Origin of the sequence: uncultured Eudoraea sp., from assembly GCF_947260015.1 — a bacterium.
GTDB lineage: Bacteria > Bacteroidota > Bacteroidia > Flavobacteriales > Flavobacteriaceae > Eudoraea.
In genome coordinates this window covers 60,081-81,037 of record NZ_CAMYOM010000005.1, presented here as the reverse complement: position 1 = coordinate 81,037, position 20,957 = coordinate 60,081, and the positions used below count along the sequence as shown (strand labels likewise).

The 20,957-nt window shown below is 35.0% G+C and carries 20 protein-coding genes; 3 read left to right on the top strand and 17 right to left on the bottom strand.

The window, feature by feature from the left end; genetic code table 11:
- Positions 1–107: 107 nt before the first annotated feature.
- The 8 genes from Q0X66_RS04135 to Q0X66_RS04100 form a co-directional block, all read right to left on the bottom strand.
- Positions 108–602, bottom strand: a complete 495-nt coding sequence (locus Q0X66_RS04135; RefSeq protein WP_297703487.1) for a hypothetical protein — start codon at positions 600–602, stop codon at positions 108–110.
- A 28-nt stretch (positions 603–630) separates the two neighbouring features.
- On the bottom strand, positions 631–1,665 hold the full coding sequence (locus Q0X66_RS04130) for a heme A synthase (protein ID WP_297703485.1): 1,035 nt from the start codon (positions 1,663–1,665) through the stop codon (positions 631–633).
- Positions 1,666–1,822: 157 nt separating this feature from the next.
- The gene (locus Q0X66_RS04125) at positions 1,823–3,247 is read right to left on the bottom strand and encodes an HD domain-containing protein (RefSeq protein WP_297703483.1); all 1,425 of its coding nucleotides are present in this window, start codon (positions 3,245–3,247) and stop codon (positions 1,823–1,825) included.
- 77 nt (positions 3,248–3,324) lie between these two features.
- The gene (locus Q0X66_RS04120; protein ID WP_297703481.1) at positions 3,325–3,888 is read right to left on the bottom strand and encodes an L-threonylcarbamoyladenylate synthase; all 564 of its coding nucleotides are present in this window, start codon (positions 3,886–3,888) and stop codon (positions 3,325–3,327) included.
- Between the two features lie 50 nt (positions 3,889–3,938).
- Positions 3,939–4,880, bottom strand: coding sequence for a glycosyltransferase family 2 protein (locus Q0X66_RS04115; RefSeq protein WP_297703479.1), 942 nt, complete (start codon positions 4,878–4,880; stop codon positions 3,939–3,941).
- Positions 4,867–6,723 carry a glycosyltransferase family 9 protein gene (locus Q0X66_RS04110; protein ID WP_297703477.1) on the bottom strand — a complete coding sequence of 619 codons (1,857 nt, stop codon included), beginning with the start codon at positions 6,721–6,723 and terminating at the stop codon, positions 4,867–4,869. Before Q0X66_RS04110 ends, Q0X66_RS04115 begins: the two co-directional genes overlap by 14 nt.
- Before the next feature lie 311 nt (positions 6,724–7,034).
- Positions 7,035–7,832, bottom strand: a complete 798-nt coding sequence (locus tag Q0X66_RS04105; RefSeq protein ID WP_297703475.1) for a glycosyltransferase family 2 protein — start codon at positions 7,830–7,832, stop codon at positions 7,035–7,037.
- A gap of 96 nt (positions 7,833–7,928) precedes the next feature.
- Positions 7,929–8,744 carry a 2,3,4,5-tetrahydropyridine-2,6-dicarboxylate N-succinyltransferase gene (locus Q0X66_RS04100; RefSeq protein ID WP_297703473.1) on the bottom strand — a complete coding sequence of 272 codons (816 nt, stop codon included), beginning with the start codon at positions 8,742–8,744 and terminating at the stop codon, positions 7,929–7,931.
- Positions 8,745–8,845: 101 nt separating this feature from the next.
- On the opposite strand from Q0X66_RS04100, the gene ruvX reads away from it, so the two are divergent.
- The 3 genes from ruvX to Q0X66_RS04085 are packed head-to-tail and all read left to right on the top strand — an operon-like array spanning position 8,846 to position 10,331.
- The gene (gene ruvX, locus Q0X66_RS04095) at positions 8,846–9,256 is read left to right on the top strand and encodes a Holliday junction resolvase RuvX (RefSeq protein ID WP_297703471.1); all 411 of its coding nucleotides are present in this window, start codon (positions 8,846–8,848) and stop codon (positions 9,254–9,256) included.
- A 4-nt stretch (positions 9,257–9,260) separates the two neighbouring features.
- Entirely contained in the window at positions 9,261–9,851 is a 591-nt protein-coding gene (def, locus tag Q0X66_RS04090) for a peptide deformylase (protein ID WP_297703469.1), read from the top strand.
- 51 nt (positions 9,852–9,902) lie between these two features.
- Complete coding sequence (locus Q0X66_RS04085) at positions 9,903–10,331, top strand: DUF5606 domain-containing protein (protein WP_297703467.1); 429 nt, start codon at positions 9,903–9,905, stop codon at positions 10,329–10,331.
- Positions 10,332–10,344: 13 nt separating this feature from the next.
- On the opposite strand, the gene Q0X66_RS04080 is transcribed toward Q0X66_RS04085, so the two are convergent.
- The 9 genes from Q0X66_RS04080 to Q0X66_RS04040 all read right to left on the bottom strand — a co-directional run bounded on the left by Q0X66_RS04080 (position 10,345) and on the right by Q0X66_RS04040 (position 20,956).
- Complete coding sequence (locus tag Q0X66_RS04080) at positions 10,345–11,961, bottom strand: family 20 glycosylhydrolase (RefSeq protein WP_297703465.1); 1,617 nt, start codon at positions 11,959–11,961, stop codon at positions 10,345–10,347.
- 114 nt (positions 11,962–12,075) lie between these two features.
- Entirely contained in the window at positions 12,076–12,546 is a 471-nt protein-coding gene (locus Q0X66_RS04075) for a GDSL-type esterase/lipase family protein (RefSeq protein WP_297703463.1), read from the bottom strand.
- 53 nt (positions 12,547–12,599) lie between these two features.
- Complete coding sequence (locus tag Q0X66_RS04070; protein WP_297703461.1) at positions 12,600–13,100, bottom strand: hypothetical protein; 501 nt, start codon at positions 13,098–13,100, stop codon at positions 12,600–12,602.
- A gap of 313 nt (positions 13,101–13,413) precedes the next feature.
- The gene (locus tag Q0X66_RS04065) at positions 13,414–15,420 is read right to left on the bottom strand and encodes a DUF349 domain-containing protein (protein ID WP_297703705.1); all 2,007 of its coding nucleotides are present in this window, start codon (positions 15,418–15,420) and stop codon (positions 13,414–13,416) included.
- A 152-nt stretch (positions 15,421–15,572) separates the two neighbouring features.
- Positions 15,573–16,325 (bottom strand): shikimate dehydrogenase, encoded by a 753-nt coding sequence (locus Q0X66_RS04060; RefSeq protein ID WP_297703459.1) that lies wholly within the window; start codon positions 16,323–16,325, stop codon positions 15,573–15,575.
- Entirely contained in the window at positions 16,297–17,316 is a 1,020-nt protein-coding gene (locus Q0X66_RS04055; RefSeq protein WP_297703457.1) for a DUF368 domain-containing protein, read from the bottom strand. The genes Q0X66_RS04060 and Q0X66_RS04055 overlap by 29 nt, the downstream gene beginning before the upstream one ends.
- Before the next feature lie 5 nt (positions 17,317–17,321).
- A complete protein-coding gene (locus Q0X66_RS04050; protein WP_297703455.1) occupies positions 17,322–18,245 on the bottom strand; it encodes a DUF368 domain-containing protein in 924 nt (307 codons plus the stop codon).
- Positions 18,246–18,275: 30 nt separating this feature from the next.
- Entirely contained in the window at positions 18,276–19,676 is a 1,401-nt protein-coding gene (locus tag Q0X66_RS04045; RefSeq protein WP_297703453.1) for a tetratricopeptide repeat protein, read from the bottom strand.
- Between the two features lie 104 nt (positions 19,677–19,780).
- Positions 19,781–20,956: an aspartate aminotransferase family protein gene (locus Q0X66_RS04040; RefSeq protein WP_297703451.1), complete on the bottom strand. Its 1,176-nt coding sequence runs from the start codon at positions 20,954–20,956 to the stop codon at positions 19,781–19,783.
- Position 20,957 lies beyond the last annotated feature (1 nt).

Sequence of the window (20,957 nt, the reverse complement as noted above, 5' to 3'; positions counted from 1 at the left end):
AGAAAAACTTGGGGATTAGTTTTTTAGTTTATTCAATATATAATTTGGGATCGAGATTAGGCAGCTATATGATAAACATCTGCTTTTGTTATTTAAGTCAAAGGATATTAATTCCAATTTTCATCAAAATCCATATCATCATAGTTTTCCAGAGGTTCATCAAAATCAAATGATGGATCTGATTCAAATTTCTTTTCCGGAGGAGCTTCAGGCAGTTCACCAAAGCTGAATAAAACATTGGGATAATGCTTCCCATCTTCTTTTTCAACTACATCAGCCAATTCAACAAAAAATGTCCACATAATTAAAAAATCATATACATAAATGAGCTTAGGAGTTTCTTCGGTCAGAATATCCTCTAATGATATCTCGTTCATTAAGCGAACATTGGAACCATTTTCACTAGTGTCAAAAAGAGGAATTTCTTCATCCTGTTTCCACAACTCATCGCAGGTGTAAAAAGAGGCCATCTCATTTCCTAAAAAACCAAAGGCCTGAGTAATTGTATTGTGAAAATCTTCCAGTGTAGCATAGTGTTCTATCTCTATGTCCCTAAAGATGTCTTCTTGAGTATCCAGGATTATCCTGATTTTACAGATCATTAACTCTAATTTATGCGTGGGGGCAAAGTTACAAAGATTTCTGACTTATTTTTCCTTTTGTGGCTTCCAAAACCAAATAGAATTGAATTCCAAAGAGAAAAGCTGCCAATATCAAATGCAGTGGTTGACTTGCAAATGGGAAATCGAAATAATACATAACAACCCCTGTAATTACTTCAATAAAAAGAAGACCTAAAACCCATTTTATTTTTGAATACCCCAGCCTCTTTTGAGATATGGAATATGCTAAGTAGAGATTGATCAATACTACCAAAATTGAAAAAGAGCGATGGATATAAAATTGTATTGATGGATTAACCAGCCAAATATTTTTGGCATTTTCCCCTAATAAATCTATTTGATGGTCCACGAACTGTCTTACTTGTGTTCCTAAAATGATTTGTATTAAGGTAAGACCTAATGCGATCCATATGGTTAATGTTACTTTTTTGTCATACTTCTCATTTTGAGAAATAGAATCTGTTTTATAAATGAGATAGACCAGTAATGCTACAATGAAAAGGGCCATAACCATATGCATCGTTATTTTTACAGGTTCAAGAACAGAATAAACAACTGTTGCCCCCAACCATCCTTGAAAGCCCATTCCAAATACAACAAGCCAGGAAATCAAAGTAATTTTTTTATCCTTTCGCCAATATGAAGTCGATGCCAGGGCTAAAAAAAGTGTTGCCATTCCGGCAAGTGCTCCTAAAAGTCGATTTATAAATTCGATCCATGTATGATAGGCATTAAAAACGGCATAGTCATGTCTTTGATACGACTCCCAATTGACTTTATTGTAATTACTCCCAGTTGTGAAATCTTCCTTAGCCACCCATAGGGATTCTTCTCGAATAATCACCTGCCCTTCATTATAAGCAAATTCCGGTTGCCATTGTAACTGAGAAATATCTGTGGGGGGTATATAATAGCCAAAACACTTTGGCCAGTCCGGACAGCCCATTCCACTTCCTGTCATGCGAACTACGGCTCCTGCTATTATTACCAGATAAACCAGTACCAACGAAATTTTGGCAATTTTTCTAAAATTCTTATGCATAGGAACTCAAAATTCAGAGCAAAATTACTATTCTTTTATTCAAATACTCACATATTTCTCTTTATGAGAAATAATAAATATTGATAATTAAATTCATTTGATTAAAACAAAAGTTCTCATTTCAGCTTAAAACAACTTTTCCATAAATTTGTCTTGATTACTTTTCATGAAGACCCAATTCTGCACCTTTTTTGATCATAAATTCATAAGCCGGCTTATATTCATTTAGAATTTCACCTTCAAGAATTGCCTCTTTTATTGCATCTTTGATGATACCTATTTCTTTAGAGGGTTTAAGATTAAAAGTTTTCATAATCTCCTCACCACTTATTGGGGGTTGAAAATTTCTTAAATGATCACGTTCTTCTACTTCAATGATTTTTTGTCTTACAAGCTTAAAATTGTTTTTATACTTTTTCTGCTTATAAGAATTTTTTGTAGTAATATCTGCCTCACAAAGGGTCATAAGATCGTCTACATGTTCTCCGGCATCAAATACCAATCTTCTAACTGCTGCATCCGTTACATTATTCTGTGAAAGAATTATGGGTCTTGAACTCATTCGCACCATTTTCTGGACAAATTTCATTTTGTCGTTTAATGGCATATGCAATCTCTTAAATAATTTAAAGACAATTTTAGAACCTACAAATTCATGTGCGTGAAAGGTCCAACCTATCTTGTTATCAAACCTTTTGGTGGGTGCCTTACCTATATCGTGTAATAATGCTGCCCAGCGTAACCATAAATTGTCGGTAGTCTTAGCAATATTATCAACAACTTCAAGAGTGTGCCAAAAATTGTCTTTATGCCGTTGTCCCTCAATTTCTTCAATACCTTCCAAAGCAGTTAATTCGGGCAGCAAAAAGGGTAATAATTCGGTATTATGTAAAAGTTTTAGACCAATGGATGGCTGATCACATGCTAAAATTTTATTTAATTCATCAACAATTCGTTCCTGAGAAATTATTTCTATTCGGTCCTTATTTTCTGTAATAGCTTGTAGCGATTTTATTTCGATGTCAAAATCCAGCTGAGTTGCAAAACGAATAGCTCTTAGCATTCTTAGAGGATCATCAGAATAGGTTATTGACGGATCTAATGGGGTTCGAATTAGTTTATTTTTCAGGTCTTTAACCCCATCAAACGGGTCTAGTAGTTGGCCAAAATCTGATTCATTAAGTGATATGGCCATGGTATTTATAGTAAAGTCGCGTCTTTTCTGGTCATCTAAAAGTGTTCCATCCTCAACAACAGGCTTTCTACTATCTCTTGTATAACTTTCTGTCCTGGCACCCACAAATTCTATTTCCAAATTATGATGTTTTATCATGGCCGTCCCAAAATTCTTGAAGACAGATACTTTGGGTTTTCCCTTGAGTTTTGAGGCTACCTTTTTAGCGAGCTGAATTCCGCTACCTACGGCAACAATATCTATATCCTTAGATTTACCTCTTTCCAATATAAGATCCCTAACATATCCGCCTATAGCATAACTGTCAACAGATAGCTCCTTTGCAGAGTCTGCAATAATGCGAAAAATAGAGTCTTGTAGGCTTTTTTTATAATTTGTCAGCGTCATAATTTAGATCACTTCTGAATTGAGTTGCCAAAGTGGGTAGAAATCCGGAATTATAAAGCCAGGATTTTTTTGTTGTTCTACTTGCGGATAATTTTTATAGTTCCATCATTACCCAATTTAATAATGGAGGAAGGTGATTTAATAGTTGTTTTCCGCTCCAAATTTACCACATAGTCCACACCTTTTAAAATCAATTCACTTATTTCTGAAAAATTTCCCGGCGTAGGATCACCACCTATATTTGCAGAAGTAGAAACAATGGGTCTTTTGAAATTTTGAATTAACCGTTGACAGAACTTATCAGATGCAACACGTATAGCAAGCGTGTTATCCTCGGCAATAAGATTCCGGGCTACACCTTTTGGATTATCGTAAATAATAGTAACTGGTCTTTCAGATAGATCCATGATATCATAAGCCGTTTCAGGAACTTTTTCTACATATTGTTCCAGCATAAACTGATTAGAGACCAGGCAGATCATTGTTTTTTTATCCGATCTTTTTTTGAGTTTGTATATTTTCTCTATTGCACTCTTATTTGTTGCATCACAGCCAATACCCCAAACCGTATCGGTGGGATAAAGAATAATGCCTCCCTTTTTTAAAATTTCAATTGCAGCCGCTATTTCTTCTTTGATCATTACTGTTTAAAAAAGGATAAAATTTATAACAACTTAATTCAGGCCATATCTTATGGCAAAATACTTTGTTCTTGTTTTAACGATTTTCCCATGGGAAGTCCAATTAATATACGATGGAATAATTTAAAATATTTAGGTTTTACAATGGAAACCAGACCATAACGCAAAATAAAAAACACTCTTAGCAATTGATAATGAAAATACCCGTAGTTCTTTCGTATAACATAGAACATAGATGTTTTAAGTTCAATTTTTGTTCGAATATTCCAAGTGGTTTTTTGGATGCTTTTACCTTGATAATGAAGATAAGACGCCGAGGGGATAAAATAGGTTTTTCTATTTTTTTTCTTTAGCCTATAACAGATATCACTCTCCTCAAAATATAGGAAAATTGTGGTATCAAATCCCCCTACGGAATCAAAATCCTTAGCCCTAAAAAACATAAAGCTGCCATTTACATAATCAACCGATAATGGCGTTGAATACTGTTTTCGTCTGTTGGGCTTCGTTTTTCGAAAAACAAATTCCAACATCTTTTTGCCAAAAATTTCCCTTCCTATAGAAGTAAAATGATCAAAACTAACTTCTTTTTTTTGGTGCTCATTAAAAATTTGAGGCCCGCATAATGCCGCATCCCCTGTTTTTTCCATAAAATCAAAACATATTTTTATAGGATCTTTTATGAGTAATGTGTCGTTGTTTAAAAATAGGTAATAGTTGGCATGGGCAAACTGAACCCCATACATGTTACCACCTCCAAAACCAGTATTTATCCTACTTCTGTAAAGTCTTATATTGGTGTTTTTTAGGTTAGAAATATAGTTTTTCAATGTTTCATAATCTCTATTTTTGGAGGCATTATCTACAATAATGATTTCATAGGAAATTGTACTTGTCGTATTTTCCAAAACACTTTGGATACACTTTTGGGAAAACTCAGAAGAATTGTAATTGATAATGATTATTGCTAAATCTAACTTAGTATTTCTCATTCAACGAATTATCTATTATGGCACTATTGCAATACTTATTTAGAAAAAGAAGTAATTCGTCCTCAAAAAGGATAGGTTTAAAATAAGCGTAGAGGGATCGTATTACTTTTTTAATTTTCTTTTTGTTCATATTTACAAATAATTCCGGATGATAGTCATTTAGATGGATTGCAATATTCAACTCAGATGAACTATCATGCCACGCCTCCTTAACAATAAAAGGACTAAAGAGGCAAAATGTGGGCACCCTTAGTGCTTTGGCCATATTAGCTGCCCCTCCTTCATTCCCAATTAGGGCATCACACTGTGAAAGTATCAGAATAAACTCTCTTAAAGAATTTGCGTAAAAGTCAAAATTTATTAATGATTTAGAGACTTCGTTACACTGGTCATAAATGGCCCTTGCCTCATCTCTTTGATTTGGTAAATAATTAAAAAGTACTATGCCGTCAGTTTTAGAACAAATTACGTCAACAACTTTAGACATATATTCAGAGGGGTAAGTTTTTAAGGCACTACTTCCCAAAATACTTATCATGATCAGTTTCTGATTAGAATTTCTTTTTAATTCTCCAACTTTGTATTTGGCTAAATCAATTTCTTCCTGGCTAAGATATAATTTAGGAGAGATGGAATAATCATTAAATTCAGATGCGATAGGACTAAGTAATTGCAATCTGATTTTGTTGGCAAGTGAATTGTTGTTATCAGCTATTTGGCTTTCAATTACCGTATCAGTATATATCCAGGAAGTGTACCACCTGTAGTGAGCAATTTTGCGTTGCGATTGGGCAAATATAGAAATTAGGTTGCTTTCCAATTTCCCATAAGCATCTATAACTACATCGTAAGATTGCGTTCGGATCGATTTTAAAAATGAATAAAGGGCCTTTTTATTTTCGCTAAATTCTTGTTTAAAAACGATGATATGGTCTATATCTGGATTGTTATTCAATACCGCCAGCGTATTTTCATTTGCAACATAATGTACAGTACATTCAGGGAATAAATGTTTTAAAGTGCGGCAAATAAGGGTACTTGCTAATACATCCCCTATCATTTTTTGTTGAATAACAAGAAACTTCATGTTTACTGCATTCTCCCTTACAACCTCATGCGTTTTAAACCTGCTTTTATGATCTAATTGTATACAGACTGAACTATATCGAAGTTGCTTAAACTTAATGCCATAATTGTGTAAACGTTTTTCAAGTACGCTGTCTTCACCTTTATATCGTATACCTTCTTCAAAACCATTAACTTTAAGAATATCTCTTTTCCATCCAGAAGAATTTTGCCTGTTCCAATTGTACTTCGCAGGTTTTAAAGGATTAAGTGCCTTTGTAATAAACCCTTTTGAACTAGGGTTTGGATTTTTGAGTGATTTTTTTATTCCTTGCTCTTTAAGCCAGTCGATTTTGAAGCAATTTTGTTCTTCTATATCCTTTAGCGTTAAAGTCTTAGATATATTCAAAGGCAACAAATAATGGACTCCCGAAATAAATGTTGAGGGTTCCTTATTTATATAGTGAACCTGAACAAAATCCTCTCTGGGAATACAGTCACCTTCTGTGAAAATTATGTAATCCGAATTGGATGATAAAATGGCCTTATTTAATATTTTGTTTTTCGGAAAGCCCTCATTCTCATGCCATATATGATTTATCACAAAGAATACGCTGGGCTTTATTTTATTAATCAATTCTTTAGTTTGGGCCACTGATCCCTGGTCGGCAATGATCAGTTCGAAATCCATAAAAGTCTGGCAATTGAAACCCCAAAGAACCTTTTCCAGCAGTTCAGGTTGGCTGTAAGTACTAACTATTACACTTACCGCACTCATTTAAGATTATTTATTTTCACCATTATTACAAATGTAGTTTTTTGAATACCATATCCAATATGCTTTCCAAATTAATGCAGGCTTTATGCGCATGAAAAGGGCATTAAGTTCAATAAAGCAAAGATATCTGCAAAGTAAATAAAATGTGAATATGATCTTGTAAAATTAGAAGAGTTTCACTATAACTTAGCGCTAAAATAAGTAAAGATATTACCTCAAATTGGCAAATAAATTAATCATAATTGCCTGGTTCAAAATTATACCTTTCTGTTTATAAGTAATGAGGTAAGAGAAAAGAAGAGTATCTGGACTTATTCTGGCATAACCAAATAATAAGCAAGGTCATTAGTATTCTCCAATCTCTTTAATTCTCGATAACGTTCTAGAACTCCAAGTGCATCAAGATAGCAGATTGTAATGCCTTTTTTCCCATCAAGTATGCCTAATCGAAGGATATATCGATGTAAAAATTTCCAAGCTGGCTTAAGAACCATGTAAACATAATTGAATCTATTCTCTTTGAAAAATGACTCTTTAGCCTTTAATCGACCATAGCTTATCATTTTCTCCTTATATTCCTCAAAATTTTTGTAGCAATAATGAATGAGTTTTTCATTAAAGATTCCCGAAGACCCATTAACATTCAAGGTCTCATGTACCAATTTTTCTTCAGAAAATTTAACTCTACTCTTTCTAAACAGACGATAGTTCTTATCTGTTTGCCATCCGCTAAAGAGTAGCCGTCTATCCTGGAACATAAACTTCCTATAAAACCAGTATGCTGAATGTTCAGGGTTGGAATTTAGTGTTTTTAAAATCTCATATTTAAGATTTTCGGAAACAACCTCATCTGCATCTATAAAGAGAACCCAATCATTTGAAGCCTGTTTTAAGGCAAATGATTTTTGTAAGGTAAAGTTATCAAAAGGATGTTGAATTACTTTTACATTATCCAGATTGGCTAAATATTCATAAGTTCCATCTGTACTAAAAGAATCAACTACGATTATTTCATCGGCAAAATCTATAGATTGGATGCAATTTTCTATGTAACCAATTTCATTATAAGTAATAATTAAAGCTGATACTTTCTCCTTAGAACTCTTCATTTAAAAAATGATATGTAGGTATTATTCCTAAACTATTAACAAAGTTATAACTATAAATTAGAGAAAATATTATCCTAAACATAATTTTTGAAAAAATTATACAGCTACGTTATACTCCCTGAGAGCTTCATTTAAGGAAGTTTTTTTGTTTGTGCTCGCTTTGCGAACACCAATAATAAGAGCACAGGGAACCTGAAAATCTCCCGCAGGAAATTTCTTCGTATAACTACCGGGAATTACTACAGATCTTGCAGGAACCAAACCTTTTCGCTCTACAGGAGTGACACCGGTGACATCAATAATTTTTGTGGAAGCCGTTAAAACAACATTTGCTCCTAAAACTGCCTCCTGCTCAACTCTTACTCCTTCAACGACAATACATCTGCTACCAATAAAGGCATTGTCTTCAATTATAACAGGGGCAGCCTGTAAGGGCTCTAAAACCCCTCCTATACCAACACCTCCGCTTAAATGTACGTTTTTACCAATTTGCGCACAGCTCCCAACGGTGGCCCAGGTATCAACCATAGTGCCTTCATCTACATAGGCACCAATATTTACATAACTAGGCATGAGGATTGTGCCTTTTGAAATGTAGGCACCATGTCTGGCTACAGCGTGTGGAACTACACGAATCCCCTTTTCCTTGTAGCCTCTCTTAAGCGGAATCTTATCGTGGTATTCAAAAATCCCTGCTTCCAGGGTTTCCATTTTTTGAATTGGGAAGTAAAGTACAACTGCTTTTTTAACCCATTCATTTATCTGCCAATCTCCCTTTACAGGTTCAGCACATCGTAATTTTCCATCATCAATTAATTGAATCACTTCCCTTATAGCATCTTGTGTTTTAGTTTCTTTCAGGAGTTCTCGATTTTCCCAGGCATTTTCAATGGTATTTCGGAGTGTATTCATGTTGTAAGAATAATTTGGGCAAAGATAACAGGTAACTATTAATAAATCTTTAATTTTTATAGGCGTAACAAATTATCCCTTATTTTTGCAAAAAAATTGATTTGGCAAGAATTATTGCACTAGATTTTGGGAAACAACGAACTGGGATAGCGGTTACTGATGAGTTGCAGCTTATTGCCTCTGGTTTAACTACCGTTAACACCAAAGATCTTTTGCAGTATCTGAAAGATTATTCGGCCAAAGAAAATATTGCAGTGATAGTTGTTGGAGAGCCCAAACGGTGGGATAATACGCCATCTGAATCAGAAGTATCAATTCAGGTATTTTTGAAAAAGTTAAAGACTTATTTTCCATTAATTCCAATTGATCGGCAAGATGAGAGATTTACATCAAAAGTTGCTTTTCAAACCATGGTCGAATCAGGGCTTAAAAAAAAGCAACGTCAGAATAAAGAATTGATAGACGAAATTAGCGCAACCCTGATTTTACAGTCATATTTAAACAGAATATAGTAGAATGACCTTATCTATTTTAGCATACGGGGATCCTATTTTAAGAAAAATAGGGAAATCTATAAAAAAAGACTACCCCCAAATAAAGGAAATAATCGCCAATATGTGGGAAACAATGTATAATGCAAATGGTGTAGGATTGGCTGCTCCACAAATTGGACTGCCAATTCGATTATTTATCGTAGATACAGGACCTTTTGCAGATGATGATGAATTATCTCCTGAAGAACAGGATGCTCTAAAAAATTTTAAAAGAGTATTTATTAATCCCAAAATTGAGGAGGAGACCGGGTCTAATTGGGCTTTTAATGAAGGTTGCCTAAGCATTCCCGATATCCGTGAGGACGTTACCCGCCTGGATACTATTGAAATTAGTTATTTGGATGAGAATTTCAATCCTCATAAAGAGACTTATGATGGACTTTTGGCCAGAGTTATACAACATGAATACGACCATATAGAGGGAATTCTCTTTACGGATAAGCTCTCCAGCCTTAAAAAAAGGCTACTGAAAGGCAAACTTACTAATATCTCTAAAGGTAAAATTAATGTGGAGTATAAAATGCGTTTTCCTGACTTGAAAAAAGTACGCTAAACTGGAAGATTTATTTAATAGAGTTTAACATTTATTATTTTAAAAATATTTATGAGTTTAGATAAAATACTATCAATTGGAGGGAGGCCCGGGCTTTATAGATTGCTTACCCAAACCAGAACAGGTCTTGTAGCGGAATCCTTACTGGATAATAAAAAAGTTACTGTGGGCATGAGCAGTAATGTGAGTGTGCTATCTGAAATTGCTATTTATACTTTGGAGGAAGAACTTCCGCTAAGAGCCGTATTTCAAAAAATTCAAATCAAGGAAAAAGGAGGTAAAACCTCTGTTAAGCATAAAGATGATAAATTAAGCCTTGAGGAATATTTTTTTGAAGTATTGCCTAAATACGATGAGGACAAGGTCTATGTAAGCGATATCAAGAAAGTTATTCAATGGTATAATATTTTACACGATCATGGAATTACAGATTTTACGGCATCTTCTGAAGATGCTGATAAGGCAGACGAGGAAGAATAGTTTACTTTAAAAACTAGTCCTTTTGAATAGATTTATAAGTAAATCTACTTTCCTTCCAATCAATTAATTTGGATGGGTAAAATTTTACATCCATTCGTTCCATATATGGAGCCTGATTGGCCAGGCGTACCTTGAAATTTTCCCAATTTCGGTTTTCTTCAGTACTCCAGCTCAGTTCAGAATACCCGATAACCCTTGGAAATGCCAGATATTCTAATTCATCAATATTGCTTATAGTTTCGGACCAAAGAGGAGCCTCAACACCTAAAATGTTTTCTTTTGGAATACCCGCATAACTCTCTGGAGACCATATATATGCTGTATCAACAGGAATATATGCTGCCCAATGGAGTCCATGTTTGGAAAGGGTATCATATTCCATATCCAAATATGCTTTTTTTGCAGGTGAAATAATTACCCTCATTCCTTTTCGAGAAGCTTCCATGGCATTTTTCTCGCTGTCCCAGAACTGTGCAATAGATGTGCTATCCAGATCTGCAGTTGCCACTTCATCCCATCCAATCATTTGCTTACCATACTTTTGAACAATTTTTTCTACTTTATTGACAAAGAAGTTATAGTCGTTCTTTTTGGTCACATGGCTTTCATCCCCGCCGATATGGAAATATGGACCTGGTGTAATAGCAGAGATCTCACGCACCACATCATCAATAAAAGTATAAACCGTATCCTTTCTGGTGTCAAAAGTGCTAAATCCCACCTTAGTACCCTCATACAATTTCGGAGTTTTTCCATTTCCATTTAGAATGGGATAGGAGACTGAAGCCGCATTAGTATGTCCGGGCATATCAATTTCAGGAATTATCATCATATATCTTTGCTGTGCATAGGCCACGATATCCTTATATTCTTCCTGTGTAAAGAAACCGCCTGCTTCTCCACCAACTTCTGTACTACCCCCAACTTCGGTTAGCTTTGGCCATGATTTGATTTCTATCCGCCAGCCCTGGTCATCTGTCAGATGCAGATGCAGCACATTTATCTTATAGTAGGCGAGAAGATCAATATATTTTTTTACATCATTAACGCTAAAGAAATGTCGTGCAACATCTAACATGGAACCCCTGTATTCAAAATTAGGTTTATCCAAAATTTTTCCTGTCGGGATGGGCCATAATGGCATTTCGGCAAGTGTATCATTACTTGTTTCCGGGATGAGTTGTCTAAGGGTCTGTACTCCGCGAAATGCACCTTCAGATGTTTTTGCATTAAGTATAATTGAATCTTTAGAAATATATAATTGGTAGGCTTCCGGACCTTCAAGTTCGTCGCTTTCAGATTGATTTATAAAGATCATTCGGTCAACCTGTCCGGCATCTGTTTTGTTTACGGCAAGCCTTAAATTCGTTTTCGATTTTATTTTATCGGCAAGAAAGGAACCTACCTCTTCAAAACTATTGTCGGTTTGTGAAGTGTAGATCGCGGTAGTATGATCTAAGCCAAAGGCGTCATGGGTAGGAACTATCTTCAGTGGTTTTGGAATCAGATTTTCTAAACTCAGGTCTGTCGGAGGAAATACTATTTCTTTCATCTTATGCTCTTGACATCCAATAAACAAAGCAATTACAAAAAGTAGTACAAACGGTTTTAAAAGAGTTGAATTTATCATTATCACAATTTTTATTGAACATAATTACTAATTATCTGATCCCATAACTCATATCCTTTAGAATTAAGGTGGAGACCGTCATCAATGAATATATCTTGTCGTAATTTCTTTCCATCAAGCATGATATCCCAAATATTGGCATAATCCAGATCTTTTTCTTTTTAGATGCCAGCGGGCCAAACTGGGTTTGGCAGAAATAATAACAATCCGGGTACCAGGATTATAATTCCTTATTTTGGCTATTATTTCTTTAGTCACGTAAATAATTTTCTTAGGTTTTTTATGATCATTTAAATCATTATCTCCCTCATATATAAAAACCTTTTTCGGATTGTATCGTAATATTAATTCATCTGTATACGCTAATAAATCAGTTGCCTGAGAGCCACCAAAACCCGAATTAACTATCTGGTATTCAGGAAAAATTACCTGGAGGTTTTTCCAAGTTCGTATACTAGAACTACCTGTAAAAACTATAGTCTCTTTGGTGCTGTCCCATAGTGTCTCGTATTTCTCTTGAATTGCCTGAACTTCTTCCTGAAAACGGGAAGGATCCTGGGCCACAGATCCAATGCCTATAAACATAAAGAAAACAATTAAAGGAATTCGCATGCTCTAAAAAAGAAAGCAAGATACTTTTAATTAAGGGAATGTTCAACAATTTTGGAATAATAGAGAGTAGCCCTTTCTTCAGAAAAATGGTCCAGCACAAATACATAAAATGATAAAAGCATTAATGCAATACCAATTGCTCGGATATTTGGGGCATGTGATAACAGCAAAAAAAGCATACCCAGGATCATAACACCAAAAAATATTTTTTGTGTAATTGGATACCATCTTATAAAATCTGCTGTCCGTTTTTTTTCGCTTTCTAAAAACTGTTGTGGATTTTCTTTAAACTGTATTTCATATCTGGGCATTCGTTTCTGGTTTGTACTTACGAGGTAGATTCCTGCACTTATGGTCAGGATGGCAATTACAAGTAAAGGCAAAAACATGGCTCTGGCTCCCGGGGTACTTCCCCATTTAAAATAAGCCAGGCTTATTAGTAGAATGAACAGTCCAAATAAGAGGCTCATTTTACCCTCAAAAACTTCTCCTTTGCACCAGTTGAGTGTCTCATTAATAAAGTCCATTTCTTCTAAAATTTAGCTTAAATTATTCGGAATATTCATAAACTCCGGGAAGTTGGAATAGCCAAAAAATTATTTGTAAAAGTAACCAAATCCTTACCTTGATTAATCGTAAACTTCCAAAGGATATTTACAATGATGGTTTATCTGAGGTTTATATTGCAGTTCAGGCCGCTGAAACTGGCAGAATCTAATTTAGAAATATAAAAATAAAAGAGTTTTAAATTAATTAATCCAGAAGATAAATAATGCCACTTTATTAATTTTTAACGAAAAATGATGGGTAATTATGTGGAGGATATTTCATACAAATGTCTTATTCATCCAATGAACTGTCGGGATCTTCATTTGCCTGAATTTCTTCTTTGTTAAGATTATGTTGCATAATGTTCAGATTTTTCAACTTGGCTTTCCAAGTTGCCAAGGTTTCTTTCTGACGGTCTATGTTCTTTACAACATCTTTAACAAGAGGATTGCCTCCTGAAGCATTTGAGAAGAATAGTAAATTGTTTTCTAATTGGCGAATTTCATTTAAGCTTTCATCTATCTTTCTTCGGATGAATGTTCGCTCATTCAACAGGGCTCTTTCATCATCTGCGTTTGCAAGTTTTTTAAGCTTGTTTCCATATTTCATTAGCTCCGATTCTTGTCTACTAACATCAAGCTTTTTTAAAATAGCATCCAGAATGGTGTTAAACTTCACATTAATATTCTTTTTATTAAAAGGAACCCTGCCATAGGACTTCCATTCTTCAATAAAAGACTTCACTGTGGTCAAATCTTTTTCTTTATCACCACTCAGTTCAAATGCTCTAAGTTTCTCAAGACAAGCGAATTTATTATCAAAATTTGCAGACTCTTCCGTATGAGCTTTATTTTTTACGGCATGCAACCTGTCAAAATAATGATTGCAGGCATTTTTAAAATCATTCCAAATCTTATCGGAATATTTTCGGGGCACATGCCCAATAGTTTTCCATTCCCTCTGAATTCTTTTCATTTCAGAGGTTGTCTTATCCCAGTCCTCACTTTCCTTTAATGATTCTGCTAGGCCGAGAAGGTCTCTTTTTTTCTGGAGGTTATCCTGCTGATCTTTTTTAAGTTTTTTATAATAGGCGTTTTTATTTCTGTTAAACCCTCGAACAGCTTCTTTAAAATCTGCCCAGGTTTGTTCATTTACATTCTGTGGTACTTTACCGGCCTTAAAGAAAATTTCTCGTTGTTCCTCTATATCTCTTATTTGTTGTTGCAAGTCTTTATGATTGCTGGCCATATGAGATCCTATTTCGACAATCTTTTGAATGGTGCTTTTTTTCTTTTCCAAGTTTTTTTCATACACTTTGTCAAGATCCTTAAAATAATTCTGTCTCCTTTGGTGCATGGCTTTGGTAGCATTACTAAAGCGTTCCCAAATTTCTTCTCGATGTTTTTTATCAACCGGCCCAATATCTTCTTTCCAAACCTTATGAAGTGTTTGTAATTCCCTAAACGCTTTATTGAGGTCCTCTTCTTCAACCAGGGCTTCAGCACATTCAACTAGTTTTAACTTTTCCTCTAAATTATGCTTAAAATCCAGGTCTCTTAATTCCCTGTTAAGATGCAGGAAGTCGTAAAAAATCTCAATATGGTGATGGTATGTTCTCCATACATCATTGTAGTTATTTCTTGGGATTGGTCCTGCATTTCGCCATCTTTCCAGAATGTCTTTAAAATTTCTGTAGGTGGTGTTAATATCTTCTTCAACATTCACGAGCCCCTTAAGCTCAGCAATAATTTCCAGTCTGTTTGCAAGGTTTTCGTTTAGATTTTGCTCTAGACTTTTATAGTATGTATTTCTTTTATCACGGTATTCAGAATAGACCTCGTTGAATTGCCGTTTGGTAACAGAATTATATCTGAAGTCAATTTCGTTACCACCCTTGGCTATAAAATCTTCTTTTTTATGCTCTAAAAAATCAAGAAATTTTAAGTCAAATTCGTATTTTATGCCATCGACATGTTTTTTAATGGCCTGCACTTTCTCATTTCGAACCAATCTCTGTAATTCCCCAACCAGATTTTCCATAGACATGGCGTGATAATCCTGGATTGGAATATGATGCCTCCGATGATTGTCTTTGTCTTCGGCGTCTTCCGCGTTAGATTCATTTATTTCATCATGGACGTCCTCTTTAACAGTTTCATCATTATCGGCTGTTATTACTTCCTTGGATTTATTTTCTGGTTCAGTGCTTTTCTCTGATTCCTGTTTAGATTCAGTAGTTTCTGAATTTACTTCTCCCTCTACATTATCCTGTAGTTTATGGTCTTTATTTTCCAACATTTTATTTAATGTTTCTATGGATTTGTTAGATCCTCCATCGTAAGATACTAACAGCATTTATAACTACAAAGGTAATCAAACTACTTTTATGCATCAATTAATACGCCAACTGTTATGAGGTTGGTCTAATACAAAACTTCAGGTTCAGAATATCAGGAATTCCATATTTGCCAGGCTTTTTCGGCTTGTAGCTCCAGCATCTTTTCACCATTACAAATAATTGCACCTTTGCGTTCTCCTGATAATAGAAATGCAGTTTTTACAGGATTATAGATAAGATCAAAAAGCAAATGGTTTGAATTAAGAAATTCATATGGAATATTTGGTTTGGCATCAGTATCGGGGAAAGTACCTAATGGGGTGCAATTAATAAGCACGGTGTACGAACTAATAATTTTCTTATTTAATTCTGCATAGCCGATCTGATCTCCTATTGGGTTTCTTGAAACGTATTTGAACGAGATACCTAATTCTTTTAAAACAAATGCAACAGCTTTAGAGGCCCCGCCTGTGCCGAGAATCAAAGCTTTATTGTGGGATTTTTGCAATAATGGTTCGAAAGATTTTTTGAAACCGTAAACATCTGTGTTATATCCTTTGAGACGGTCCTTTGTAAATTTTATTGTGTTCACAGCCCCGATGCGCTCCGCTTTTTTATTTAAACTATCCAAATAGGGAATTATCGCCTCTTTATACGGGATTGTAACATTTAAACCTTTTAGCGTGTTATGTTTTTTTATTAGAGCGGGAAATTCCTCTATTTTGGAGAGGTCAAAATTTTCATAGCTATGGTTCACCAGGTTCATTGAAGTGAACTTGTTATTAAAATATGTTTTAGAGAAAGAATAGGAAATATCCTTTCCTATTAGTCCAAAACTATGTATTTTTTGCTCTGTTTTTGCCATATTTTTCCAACCCTATTAACAGGCCAATTCCTAACGCTATAAACATGATTGCCCACCAGGTTTCGCTAATGAAAAAATCCGGAATATATCTTTCATAGTTCATAATTATCTTATCCCCGTTTGAATCAATGGCTATATTACCCAGATCATCTTTGACATAAATAGCATTTTTCCATGGCCATACCACTCCCAAAGAACCGGTAATAAACCCTATTATAACTGCAGAAGTGATATGTTTGTAATGCTTTAATACATATCCCAGGAGATGGGATAGCGTAACTAAACCTGTTGCAGATCCCATTGTAAATACGGCAAGAATTTTCAAAGTTCTTAACCGCATTTGGTTCTCTAAGAAGCTAAAATCACCTTTTATCATTTCAGCCATAGTATCGTATAAGGAATTTACAGAATCTACCAATAGCAATACGTAATTACCCAATAATATTAAGATAAATGATCCGGATAAGCCCGGGAGTGTCATTCCGGAAACGCTTATAATACCACAGAGAAAGATAAATAACAAATTGTCATTTTCTTTGGCTGGGCTTAAAAAACTAATGGAAATGCCCACTATAAATCCTAGCAGACCAGCCAAAATTGTTCCTCTATGCCAATGTTTAAAGTCGTTGGCAATGAAATATATGGAACCTATTATCATTCCAAAGAAAGTAGCCCAAACAAACAATTCTTGTCGGTCAAGAAAATAGTCCAGTATTTTGGAGACGCTAAAATAGCTAACTAACATTCCAAATATCAGTAGCGATAAAAATTGCCCATTTACGTAACGGTAAAAACTTTTAAACCTGCCATTAAAAAGCAATTTAAAAGCTTTTAGATTGATTTTACGGAGTGAATAAATAAACTCTTCATAAAAGCCGGCGACAAAGGCTACAATACCTCCTGAGACACCCGGAACTTTATTTGCAGCACCCATTCCCAATCCCTTAATAATCAGAAATAATTTATCAAGAAAAGTTCTTGGCTTCTGCATTGGAGTTAATTTTTACTTTTTGTAGCTACTCTTTCAAGTATAAAAATAACGCAAAATCCAAGTAAAGCTAATAGGATGGCAAAGTGTAACTGGTTATCACCTTCATATTGAAAAGGAGATATGTTTATTTCCTTTACGGGTATTACTTTGTCACCAAATGTCTTTGTCTCCAAAACTCTTTTCCATGGCCATATTTTGCTTAAAGAACCCAATATAAAACCTGTTAAAAGGGCCAAAGTAGTGTTCTTGTAATTTTCAAACATCCATTTTAAAAGTCTTGCAAAGCTTAAAAGGCCAAATATAGCCCCAGTAGCAACTGTAGCAATAATATAAAAGTCTTTTTGGTGCACAGCGTCCAAAATGGTTTTATAGGACCCGAGAAGTACCAATATGAAAGCACCCGAAATTCCAGGTAATATCATAGCGCAAACAGCAAGCGCTCCGGAAAGAAATAGGAAAGGCAAGCTTGCGGTGTTTTCTGAAGCAGGAAGTGTTGTAATATAATAGGCAACTATTGTTCCTAAAACAAAGGCCAAAATTGTTCCCAAATTCCATTTTTCAATAGCCCTGGCTACAAAAAATATACTGGCTAATACGAGTCCGAAAAAGAAGGACCAAAGCAATACTGGCTGATTTACTAAGAGCCAACTAATCATCCTGGCTAAAGAAAAGACGCTTATGAAAATGCCTGAAAAAAGAGCAAATAAAAAATTTCCATTAATAGCTCTCCAGAAGGGTTTGAATCCCTCATTTTGTAAGATTTTAATCCGGGAAAAATTTAGGCCATTTATAGAAGTAATAAGTTCTTCGTAGATCCCTGAAATAAACGCTATGGTACCACCGGAAACACCCGGTACTACATCTGCAGCACCCATGGCGACTCCTTTAAGAGAAATAATAATATAACTTAATAAATTGCGATGACCCATTAAAAAAATAAAAAAACAAAAATAGCTCTTTTATTCGTAAGCCTTTTTAATATTACTAATTATGTTTTGGGTCCAAATAGAGTTGTAATATTCAGGGAATGCCTCTTCAAAAATAGTGAGTTTAGAGATGTCTAATTTTAGTGCGTTAATAAATCTGAATCTTGCTTGTTCAGAATTACTTAACATAAGATATAAGCCAGTCATTCTATATTCTATTTCAGCTTCTTCAGGGTAAAATTGAAGGCCCTGGATCAAAATTTGAACAGCAGAATCAATATCACTGTTCTTTGTAACGACTTCCGCCCAATTTAACCAGGTGTCCAATTCATAATTTCCAAGATCTACTGCTTGTTTATAAGAAAAATCAGCTTCATCCAGATTTTGAAGGATGTAATGAATTTTAGCGGATTTTTTCCAATATAAAGCATTTTCACCATCAATATTTATCGCCTTATTTACATAATACAAGGCCCTATCATAATTTTTCTTACGAAAGTAAAAATCAGTAATTGCCAACCAACCTTTGTCGAGTAGTGGATCCTCATGTACAGTCTGGTAGAAATAGAATTTTGCAAGTTCGTCGTTGTTTAGTTTTTCATGACATTTTCCAATCCTCAGGTAAGCATGTGAGGTAGGATCTTCTATTTTTATTGTTGTTTCGTAATTTTCAATTGCCTCGTTGTGTTTTCCCATTTTTTCCAGGACTTTACCTTTTTCAAAATAAGCCCCTATAAAGGAATCGTCTGCAATTATGGCAAAATCAAATGCCGCTAAAGCCTCGGGGAGCATCTCTTTTGTGTAATACTGTTTTCCCAGTTGATGCCAGGCCACCTGGCAATATGGATTTCTTTCAAGAAAATCGTTCAAAAAAGTTATAGCACCTTCATAATCCTCCATAAATTCAAAACAGTAGACTACATTATAAAGGGAAGAATAATCCTGTTCATCAAAAGACACACATTTTATAAAATTATCTTTGGCCTTCTCAAAATTATCCATGAACAAGTATTCCATGCCCAATAATGAGTAAATGTCAAAACTATCTTCAGATAGGTCCAAAGCTTTTTTTAGCATGTCTATGGCCGCCTCATGATTGTCTTTTTTTGAATAGATATTAGCGCGCTGAATATAAATTTCCTCATTAGTGCTATCCATCAATTGAAGCTCATCTAGCAGCTTCTCAGCAACTTCCAGATTATTTTCAAATACCAGGACCTCTATATCCAAAAGCTTTAAATCCATGGCCCCCGGATGTTGTTTAAGACCAATTTTAATAGCCTTCTTCGCTAAGGATATTTTCCCGTTATTTAGATAGTGATGAATTATGTCTTCGAAATCTTCTGCGTCAAAAAAATAAACGTCATCCGTTTTCAACATGGACTCAAACTTCGTTATTGGTTGATTTTGACTTTCGTTAGGATCTAACGCCATAGGAACGTGCTTGGTTAATCTATGGATTTAAAAATAGTCTTTTGGAACTACCTTTAATTCCAACTTAGGGCTATATTATTAACAAAATAGTTAACAAATTATTGCTATAACTCATTTAAAGTTTGCATTATAATGTCGCAACCCCGGTCAATTTCCTCTGCGTTTATGGTCATTGGAGGAGTAATTCGAACCCCTTTTGATTCAAAAAGCAGCCAAAAAAGAATTAAATTCTTTTTTGCACAAGAAAGAATAAGTTTATTGGCAAGTTCTTTATTTTTCATGATAAGAGACAGCATTAGTCCCTTTCCTCTAATCTCTTTTATGTATTTATGTTTTAATCTGGATCTGAAATGTTTTTCCTTTTCAAGAGTTTCCGGAATAAGATTGCTATTGGTTAATTCCTCGAGTGTTGCCATGGCAGCCGCGGCTATAACCGGGTTGCCTCCAAAGGTCGTTATATGGCCTAATTTAGGAGAATCACTTAAAGAATTCATCATTTCATGCGAAGCCGTAAACCCGCCAATAGGCAAACCCGAAGCCATACCCTTACCCATAACCAGTACATCCGGTACGCATTGATAGTGCTCAAAGGCAAATAAATTACCAGTACGCCCAAATCCAGGTTGTATTTCATCAAGGATTAATAAGGCACCCACTTCTGCGCAACGATCCTTTACTTTTTTAAGATACCCTTCTTTTGGCATAATAAATCCCGCACCACCTTGAATAGTTTCCAGTATGACCGCCGCTGTATCCATCGAGATTTTATAAAGATCATCTTCGGAATTAAATTCTAAAAAAGAGATATCCGGTATTAGTGGACGAAAAGGAGCTTTTCGTTCTTCAAAATTCATTAAACTTAGGCTACCTAAAGTACTTCCGTGATAAGCATTCCTGGCAGCTATGAGTTTAGAACGACCAGTAAAGCGCCTTGCCAGTTTTATTGCTCCTTCAATTGCCTCCGTTCCGGAATTTACGAGATAAGTTGTTTCGAGATTACCCGGTAATAGTGAGGCTAAATATTTACTTAACTGCACTGCGGGTTGCTGTATGAATTCACCATATACCATGACATGCATGTATTTCCTGGTTTGTTCAACTATCGCCTCAACTACTTTTGGATGGCAATGACCTAAACTACAGACCGATACTCCTGCAACAAAATCCAAGTGAGCATTTCCCTGCTTGTCATAAATATAGCTACCCTTGGCATGAGAGACTTCCATTGCCATAGGATGGGGAGTGGTTTGAGCCTGATATCTGAAAAAATCTTCGTGCATG